Source organism: Mesobacillus sp. (genome assembly GCF_047739415.1).
In the GTDB taxonomy this organism is placed as follows: domain Bacteria; phylum Bacillota; class Bacilli; order Bacillales; family Cytobacillaceae; genus Mesobacillus.
In genome coordinates this window covers 1-7,746 of the sequence record NZ_JBIQOE010000246.1, presented here as the reverse complement: position 1 = coordinate 7,746, position 7,746 = coordinate 1, and the positions used below count along the sequence as shown (strand labels likewise).

Below are 7,746 nucleotides of genomic sequence, written 5' to 3'. Positions count from 1 at the left end.
GCAGAGCAGTTCAAGCTCCAGCGAAAGGCTAATGCTGCACCTGCTCCTTCCACTCCTGCCAAACCCCCATCTCCAGCCAAGAATGACGGACTATATAAGGTCCAGGCAGGAGCATTCGATAATGAGCAAAACGCTAAAGAGCTTGCTGAGCGTCTTAAAAAAGCAGGTTTTGATGTCTATATTGACAAAGAATAGAAAATGGCCGACACTTATGTGCCGGCCTTTTCTCTACTCTTTTGATGTTCGTAAAAACGTGTTCTGGATGATCAGGTTTGCGACTGACATGATGATCGCCGTAAGCAACGCCATGCCAAAACTGGATATTTCAAATGAACTCCCCATCAAACTATCCGTCAGCATCAGGGTGATCGCATTGATGACAAACAAGAATAGACCCAGGCTGAGCACCGTTACAGGCAGCGTCAGCAAAATCAATATCGGCTTAACGAGGACATTCAATATCGAGAGAATGAAACTGGCTCCTAGAGCAGCGCCGAAACCAGAAAGATAAATTTCATTCTCGAAGTAACCAGCAAGAGCCATAAAGAGCACTGCGTTAATGACAATTCCTAACAACCATCTCATTTTTTAATACCCTTCCCTGTTTGGCAGCACAAACACAAGCACAAGGTAGATCATAGCCATTGGAAAGAAGGCAGTGCTGAACGTCAAGATTACAAACAATATGCGTAACAGCGCCGCACTCATACCAAAGGATTCAGCCATTCCTCCGAGCACCCCTGCCAGCATTCGATTTTTACGTGAGCGGGTTAATTTCATTTCATTCACCCTTCCTATTTCCACAATACTATTGGATTAATTTCTTAACGGCGATCGAGCCGGTTTTTGTATCCGCATGGAGTCTGACTGCTTTTTGGCCTGAATCAGCTGGCTTGAAGCGAAGATTTTTTTGGACCATGTCACTCTTCTCCTCAACAACCTGGATGCCGTCGAGTTCGATTGTAAAGCCGCCAAGGTTCGACTTCAGTTCACCGCTTGCTGGCGTTTTCTCTGGCAGGAAGACTTCGATGCTTCCAGTAGTCGCCTTCACTTCCACACTTTCGACATCACTATTATTCACTGTGCAAGTCACGTTTCCATTGAAAGACTGAAGATCGACATTATCAAACGAGCCATCTGCCTTGATTGCTCCATTGATCGTTTCAGCCTCAAGGTCCTTGATTGCGCTTCTGGAGATGTTGATTTGCCCATTCGCTGTTTCAGTTTCCAGCTTGCCACACTCAAGATTTCCAAGCAAAACTTTCCCATTTGCCGTCTTTGCTCGGAAATCCTTCACTGTTAAGTTTTCACCTTCAATGGATCCATTAAACAGACGGATCCGAACATTTTCATATTCTTCTTTCGGTATATGGATGACCGCATCGACCTTCATCCACTTCTGCTGGACGGAAAACCGGAGCTTCTGATTTTCAATGGTGAAAATGGCGTCCTCTAAAAACTTCCTGCGCGCTTCATCCTGATTTTCTACACGATACACTTTCGCGCTGCATTCGACGCGCACATCCTTTTGCTCCCATGGGACCACCTTTACCGACCCATTTGCCATATCAATATCGACCTGGTTCAAATAAGCATCGCCCTGCTGGAAAATGTGAGAGATATCAACGGACTGGCCAAAATTAAGATCCAAATCGAAATCTTTTATTTTCTTGAAAGCTGAATCGACAAAATCCAGTACTTTGTCTTTCATAGAGTTAAATTTATAAGTATTGAAGTCTTCCTTTTTGAACTCTTCTTTCTGCGCTTCTTCAAACTTTACATCCGTTGACAGATACGTAGAGTTTGCCTTCTGCTGCGTATTCCCCTGTTCCAGCTGCTCGATCAAAAATAAAGCTTCATCAACCGTCATTTTTCCTTCTTCAACAAGCTTGAGAATCCGTTTCCGTTCTTCCTTCATAAGGTTCATCCCCCTCATTTTATATTAAGTACTTTTATCCCTTTAACCAGGTTCCAAATTAATACGATGAAACTCAATATAACCATCAATATAGCACTGCTAAACATTAGCACTGGAAAGCCTCCCGTTCCCCCGCTCATATCGATTAAAACGGCAATTAAAATAAGCGGCAGTGGAATCAACGGAATAAGATGCGACAGCAGCGCCTTCTTCGCATGAACCTTTACATCCTCATTCTCTGATGCAAAATAAGCAACAAGAGGAAACAAAATCCCAGCAAACATAACACTAAAATAGCACAAAGCAGACAGAATCCTTTTCGTATCCATCCTCTTCATCTCCTTAAAAATTAATACGCTCGGGAACCAAAGAAGTTTCATTTCTTAATGAAAATAGTTCGACAAATTGCGTTTTACCCCTTGTTAAAATCCCATTCCGTCTGGTGAAATTTGTGTGAATGATATATATGGGGGAATTCCTTAGGTTTAAGCGACAAAGCAGATTGCGGCTTCTCTTCATTGGTGACCTCTTTTTCCATTTCCTCGTTATTTCGAGCGCCTATAGGCTCTATTGGTGACCTCTTTTTCTATTTTCTTGCAATTTCGGGCGCCAATAGGCTTCATTGGTGACCTCTTTTTTCATTTCCTCGAAATTTCGGGCGCCAATAGGCTTTATTGGTGACCTCTATTGCCTTTTTCTCGCAGTTTCGGGCGCCAATGAGCTTTATTGGTGAGCTATTTATCTATTTTCTTGCAATCCCAGGCGCCAATGAGCTTCATAAGTGACTACTTCTACCTAATTCGTTAACTGGAAAAATTATTCTCTTACTCTTCATCCTTAATTGCGCGAACAATCATGATAAATGCTCGAACATATGTCTTAATTGCACGTATGTGGATCATAATTGCACGGAAAGTCATAATAATTGCACCTTTTACCTAATATTGGAATTCAAGACCACTCCACAAAAAGAAAAACCCTTCCAAATGGAAGGGGTTATGCATTGCTTGTGCTTTTTTCTTTTTCCTCTATTTGTTCTTTCATTCGCTGTCTGTCACGTTCCAAAATTGGCTTCAGGTACCTGCCTGTATAGGATTCTTCGACTTCGGCGATTTTTTCTGGTGTGCCGGTGGCGACGATTGTTCCGCCGCGGTCACCGCCTTCAGGTCCGAGGTCGACGATGTAGTCGGCGGCCTTGATCACATCGAGATTATGCTCAATAACGAGTACGGTATCGCCATTTTCCACGAGACGCTGCAGGACTGTCAGCAGGCGGGCAATGTCATCGACATGCAATCCAGTTGTTGGCTCGTCCAAAATATACAGCGAACGGCCGGTCGAACGGCGGTGCAGCTCGGACGCCAGCTTGACGCGCTGCGCTTCCCCTCCTGAAAGGGTCGTCGCTGGCTGGCCAAGTGTGATATAGCCGAGTCCGACATCGTAAATCGTCTGCAGCTTGCGGGCGATTTTCGGGATGTTGGCGAAGAACTCAACCGCTGCCTCAACTGTCATATCAAGGATATCGGAAATGTTTTTGCCTTTGTACTTTACTTCCAAAGTCTCGCGGTTGTAGCGTTTGCCGTGGCACACTTCACATGGGACGTACACATCAGGAAGGAAGTGCATCTCAATCTTGATGATTCCGTCGCCGCGGCATGCTTCACAGCGTCCGCCTTTAACGTTAAAGCTGAAGCGCCCTTTTTTATAGCCGCGGACCTTCGCTTCGTTGGTCGATGCGAACACATCGCGGATATCATCGAACACGCCAGTGTAGGTAGCAGGGTTGGATCTTGGCGTGCGGCCGATTGGAGACTGGTCAATGTCGATGACCTTATCAAGGTGGTCGACGCCTTTGATTTCCCTGAATTCCCCTGGCTTGCTTTTTGCCCGGTGAATCTTCATCGCGAGCGATTTGTGCAGGATTTCATTGATCAGTGTACTTTTACCGGAACCGGAAACACCCGTCACGGCCATGAAGGTTCCAAGCGGGAACTTCACATTGACATTTTTAAGGTTGTTTTCCTTAGCGCCTTTGATTTCGATATAGCGGCCATCCGGTTTGCGGCGCTCGACCGGAAGCGGGATGAACTTTTTACCAGAGAGATACTGCCCAGTCAGAGAGTTTGGATCATCCATCACTTCTGCTGGGGTTCCCTGGGAGATGATTTCACCGCCATGGACACCCGCTCCAGGACCGATATCAATCAGGTGGTCCGCCGCGAGCATCGTATCTTCGTCATGCTCGACGACAATCAGCGTATTGCCAATATCCCGCATGTTTTTAAGCGTATCGATCAGCCTGTCATTGTCGCGCTGATGCAGACCGATGGATGGCTCATCAAGGATATACAGGACACCAGTGAGGCGTGAGCCAATCTGGGTTGCGAGCCTGATTCGCTGGGCCTCACCACCGGATAGCGTTCCAGCCGAGCGGCTCATCGTCAGGTAATCCAACCCAACATTAATCAAGAAGCCTAGACGTTCCGTAATCTCACGAAAAATCATATTAGCAATCTTCATTTCTTTTTCCGAAAGCTCAAGACTCTGGAAAAATTGGTGTGCTTCCTCTACCGACAATGCCGTCACTTCACCGATATGGCGGCCATCAACAAGAACAGCTAGCGTTTCACGCTTCAGCCTGTATCCTTTACAAGTTGGGCAGGCATGCTCGCCCATATACTTTTCCATCTGCTCGCGGATATAATCAGAGCCTGTTTCCTTATAGCGGCGCTCGATATTTTTAAGGACACCCTCGAAAACAATATAGTTTTCACGAACCTGTCCCCAGTCATTTTCATAGCGGAAATAAATCCGGTCTTTGTCTGAGCCGTAAAGGATTTTATCCATTTCGTGATCTTGGAGGTCTTTTACCGGTACGTCCATATCGATTCCATAATGATTGCAGATCGCCTCAAGAAGTTGCGGGTAATACTGTGAGCTCGTCGGTTCCCACGGAGCGATTGCATGCTGTTTTAATGAAAGCTCCTTGTTCGGGACGACTAAATCAACGTCAACCTCCAGCTTCGCACCGAGACCGTCACATTCAGGGCATGCGCCAAATGGGCTGTTGAATGAGAACATCCTGGGCTCAAGCTCCCCAATCGAGAAGCCGCAAATCGGGCAGGCATGGTTTTCGCTGAACATCAATTCTTCTTCACCGATTACATCAATCAGCACATTGCCCTCACCTAATTTGAGCGCGGCTTCCAACGAATCCGCCAATCGGGCAGCAATCCCTTCCTTGACGACAATCCGGTCGATGACAACTTCAATCGAATGCTTTTTGTTTTTCTCCAGCTCAATTTCGTCTCCGAGGTCATGCATTTCACCGTCAATACGGACACGGACATAGCCTTGTTTTTTCACATCTTCAAGAACTTTGACATGTGTCCCCTTCCTTCCGGAAACAAGCGGAGCAAGGATCTGCAGCTTTGTCCTTTCGGGATATTCGAGCACACGGTCGACCATCTGCTCGATTGTCTGCGATGAAATCTCTATATTATGCACCGGGCAGGTTGGACGTCCCACCCTGGCGAATAGCAAACGCAAATAATCATAAATCTCTGTCACCGTACCAACTGTTGAACGGGGATTTCGGCTCGTCGTTTTCTGGTCGATCGATATCGCCGGGGACAATCCTTCAATTGAATCTACGTCCGGTTTGTCCATCTGGCCGAGGAACTGGCGAGCATAGGCAGACAATGATTCTACGTAGCGGCGCTGCCCTTCAGCGTAAATGGTATCAAACGCCAGCGAGGACTTTCCTGAACCGGAAAGTCCTGTTAGTACAACAAGCTTATCTCTCGGAATGGTGACATCTATATTTTTCAAGTTATGAGCTCTGGCGCCCTTAACTATCAGTTTATCCATAGCCATGTTATCGTCATCCTTCCGCTTTTAACTCAAGAATAAGGTCACGCAATTCGGCGGCCCGTTCGAAATTGAGAGCCTTTGCCGCATCCTTCATTTCTTTTTCCATATTGAATATTACCTGCTCGCGCTCTTTCTTTGTGAGCTTCTTCATACCCTCTGACGGATTGTAGTCTTCTTGTTCCTCTGCAGCCATCGTTGCGCGGATCACATCGCGGATCTCCTTCTGGATGGTCTGTGGTGTGATGCCATGTTTTTCATTATATGCTTCCTGAATAGCACGGCGCCGTGTCGTTTCGCCGATCGCAAGCTCCATCGAGTTCGTCATCTTGTCTGCATACATGATGACATGCCCGCGTTCATTCCTGGCTGCACGGCCCATTGTCTGGATGAGTGATCTTTCAGAACGAAGGAAGCCTTCCTTATCGGCATCGAGAATGGCCACGAGTGAAACTTCAGGAATATCAAGTCCTTCTCTTAACAGATTGATCCCGACGAGAACATCATATTTGCCAAGCCGCAGCTCGCGGATGATTTCAATTCGCTCAAGCGTCTTGACCTCTGAGTGCAGGTATTGGACTTTGATGCCGATTTCCTTCAGGTAATCCGTCAAATCCTCAGACATCTTTTTCGTCAGTGTCGTTACAAGCACACGCTCATTCCGCTTCGTCCGCTCCTGGATTTCGCCGATCAAATCATCAATCTGGCCTTCGATTGGCCTTACATCAATCGTCGGATCAAGCAATCCTGTCGGGCGGATGATCTGCTGTACCATTTCCGGAGTATGCTCCAGCTCATATGGACCTGGAGTAGCCGATACGAAAACAGCCTGTTTGACATGGTTCTCGAATTCAGCAAATGTCAGCGGACGGTTGTCCATCGCTGACGGCAGGCGGAAACCGTGGTCAACCAGCACCTGTTTACGAGCCTGGTCACCATTAAACATTCCCCTTATTTGCGGCAATGTAACATGCGACTCATCGACAACAATCATAAAGTCATCCGGGAAGTAATCAAGCAATGTATAAGGAGTCGCACCAGCAGGTCTTAAGGTCAGATGGCGTGAATAGTTTTCAATGCCGGAACAGAAACCCATCTCACGCATCATTTCAAGGTCATACCTTGTGCGCTGTTCGAGCCTTTGTGCCTCAAGAAGCTTTTCTTCGGCGCGCATTACTTCCAGTCGCTCTTCCAGCTCTTTTTCGATGTTCTCGATCGCAATCTTCATCTTTTCCTCGCGGGTTACGAAGTGGGATGCCGGGAAGATCGCGACATGGTCACGTTCGCCGATAATCTCACCAGTCAACGCATCAACCTCGCGGATCCGGTCAATCTCGTCGCCAAAAAACTCGATCCTCATGCAATGCTCGTCACGTGAAACTGGGAAAATCTCGACGACATCGCCACGAACACGGAACGTCCCTCGTTTGAAGTCGATATCATTTCGTTCATACTGGACGTCAACCAGCTTGTGAAGAAGCTTATTGCGCTCAATTTCCATGCCAGTCCTCAAGGACACGACCATGTCGCGGTATTCATCCGGATTACCGAGACCGTAGATGCAGGAAACACTGGCAATGATGATGACATCCTTGCGCTCGAATAGCGACGATGTAGCCGAATGGCGCAGCTTGTCAATCTCATCATTGATGCTCGCGTCCTTTTCAATGAATGTATCCGTCTGCGGCACGTAAGCCTCTGGCTGATAATAATCATAGTAGCTGACGAAATACTCAACCGCGTTGTTCGGGAAAAATTCCTTGAACTCGCTGTACAGCTGGCCGGCAAGGGTTTTATTGTGGGCGATGACAAGCGTGGGCTTGTTCACTTCCTTGATCACATTGGAAATCGTGAACGTCTTCCCTGTTCCTGTCGCGCCAAGAAGCGTCTGATGCTTCTTGTTATCGCGGATTCCTTGCACCAGCTCTTTGATGGCCGCAGGCTGGTCTCCCTGCGGA

Annotated in this window: 7 protein-coding genes; 1 reads left to right on the top strand and 6 read right to left on the bottom strand. The window is 47.1% G+C overall.

Annotation, left to right across the window (positions count from 1 at the left end):
* A partial coding sequence (locus ACH0QE_RS19275) for an SPOR domain-containing protein (protein ID WP_415802106.1) occupies positions 1–195 on the top strand: 195 nt, incomplete at its 5' end.
* Positions 196–228: 33 nt separating this feature from the next.
* Here ACH0QE_RS19275 and ACH0QE_RS19270 read toward each other — a convergent pair.
* The 6 genes from ACH0QE_RS19270 to uvrB all read right to left on the bottom strand — a co-directional run.
* Positions 229–585, bottom strand: coding sequence for a phage holin family protein (locus ACH0QE_RS19270; protein WP_415802104.1), 357 nt, complete (start codon positions 583–585; stop codon positions 229–231).
* 3 nt (positions 586–588) lie between these two features.
* Entirely contained in the window at positions 589–780 is a 192-nt protein-coding gene (locus tag ACH0QE_RS19265) for a PspC domain-containing protein (protein ID WP_102264324.1), read from the bottom strand.
* Between the two features lie 28 nt (positions 781–808).
* The gene (locus ACH0QE_RS19260; RefSeq protein ID WP_415802102.1) at positions 809–1,918 is read right to left on the bottom strand and encodes a DUF4097 family beta strand repeat-containing protein; all 1,110 of its coding nucleotides are present in this window, start codon (positions 1,916–1,918) and stop codon (positions 809–811) included.
* A 14-nt stretch (positions 1,919–1,932) separates the two neighbouring features.
* Positions 1,933–2,247: a DUF4870 domain-containing protein gene (locus ACH0QE_RS19255; RefSeq protein WP_415802101.1), complete on the bottom strand. Its 315-nt coding sequence runs from the start codon at positions 2,245–2,247 to the stop codon at positions 1,933–1,935.
* 667 nt (positions 2,248–2,914) lie between these two features.
* Positions 2,915–5,794, bottom strand: a complete 2,880-nt coding sequence (gene uvrA / locus ACH0QE_RS19250) for an excinuclease ABC subunit UvrA (RefSeq protein ID WP_415802100.1) — start codon at positions 5,792–5,794, stop codon at positions 2,915–2,917.
* 7 nt (positions 5,795–5,801) lie between these two features.
* Positions 5,802–7,746: excinuclease ABC subunit UvrB (uvrB, locus tag ACH0QE_RS19245; protein ID WP_415802099.1), on the bottom strand; the 1,945-nt coding region annotated here is incomplete at its 5' end.